This window comes from Thalassobacterium maritimum, assembly GCF_031127805.1.
GTDB lineage: Bacteria > Verrucomicrobiota > Verrucomicrobiia > Opitutales > Coraliomargaritaceae > Thalassobacterium > Thalassobacterium maritimum.
Map to the genome: position 1 here is coordinate 1 of NZ_JARXHW010000133.1, position 1,513 is coordinate 1,513.

General features: G+C 54.9%; 1 protein-coding gene. It reads right to left on the reverse strand.

The genetic code is table 11. The features are described 5' to 3' along the window. Nucleotides 1-118: 118 nt before the first annotated feature. Nucleotides 119-1,255 (reverse strand): dTDP-glucose 4,6-dehydratase, encoded by a 1,137-nt coding sequence (gene rfbB, locus QEH52_RS19585; RefSeq protein WP_308952649.1) that lies wholly within the window; start codon nt 1,253-1,255, stop codon nt 119-121. Nucleotides 1,256-1,513 lie beyond the last annotated feature (258 nt).

Genomic DNA, 1,513 nt, shown 5'->3' on the forward strand with positions numbered 1-1,513 from the left:
CGAGGCTAAAGCACTCGGCTACTGAAGACGCTCTCTAGTAGCGGGGCTCTTTAGACCCCGTTTGCGTATGGGCTGGCCGAGAGCAACGGATGGTCCGAACCGAGGCTAAAGCACTCGGCTACAAAAACGAGCATTGGACGTTGGACGTTCCCACGTTCTCACTGCTGACAGGCAACAGCACCTGCCGACACCACTCTTGATTCTCTAAATACCATTGGACTGTTTTCCGGAAACTGGACTCGTAGTCCTCTTGGGGCTCCCAGCCGAGCTCGTCGCGGATCTTGCTGGCATCGATCGCGTAGCGTAGATCGTGCCCCGGCCGATCTTTGACGAAAGTGATCAAATCCTGGAAAGACTTGGGACGTTTGCCCGAAGTTTGAAGTTTGAAATTTGAAGTTTGAATTGAATCCGCTGGCGCCATCTCGTCCATTAAGCCGCAGATCATCTTAACCAGTTCGATGTTCTGGCGCTCGTTGTTGCCTCCAATGTTGTAGGTCTCCCCCACCCGCCCTTTGGTGAGCACGGTGTAAAGCGCTTCTACCTGATCGCTCACATAGAGCCAGTCGCGAATATTCTCCCCCTGACCATACACTGGTATCGGTTCGCCCCGTAGGCATTGCATAATCACTACGGGAACCAGCTTTTCGGGGAATTGATAAGGCCCATAATTGTTGGAACAATTAGTGACCAAGACCGGCAGGCCATAAGTATGGCTCCAGGCGCGTACCAAATGATCGGAGGCGGCCTTCGAGGCGGAATACGGGGAATGCGGGTCATAGCGCGTGCTTTCTGAAAAGCCCGGCGCATCTGTGGCCAACGAGCCATAGACCTCATCCGTCGAGACGTGGAGGAAACGAAAACTCGACTGCGTCGGCCCCGACTCGCCACTCTCGCGCTCCGGCAAAGCCTGCCAATAAGCGAGGCTTGCTTGCAGTAGATTAAACGTGCCCACGATATTGCTTTGAATGAACTCACCCGGGCCATCGATGGAACGGTCCACATGACTCTCGGCGGCGAGGTGCATGACCGCATCGGGCGGATGCTTGCTGAAAACGGTCTGCAAGGCGGCTGGATCGCACAGATCGACTTGTTCGAAGTGATAGTTCGGATGCCCCGCGAGATCGGCCAGCGACTCTAGCTTGCCTGCATAGCTCAATTTATCCAGGTTCACGACAGATTCGCCTTTCTGCTGAACCAGTGTGCGAACGAGATTTGAACCGATAAAGCCGGCACCCCCTGTGACTAGAATTTTCATATGTGCGTTCTGAATGCAGTCATGCGCACAGTCAGCAGGCTGTCAATGACTGGACAAATTCAAGAACTTCAAATTTCCTTAGACCCCGTTTGCGCTGGGCTGGCCGAGAGCAACGGACGGTCGGAACCGAGGCTAAAGCACTCGGCTACTTGAGACGCTCTCTGTAGCGGGGCTCTTTAGACCCCGTTCGCGTATGGGCTGGCCGAGAGCAACGGTCGGTCCGAACCGAGGCTAAAGCACTCGGCTACTGAAGACGCT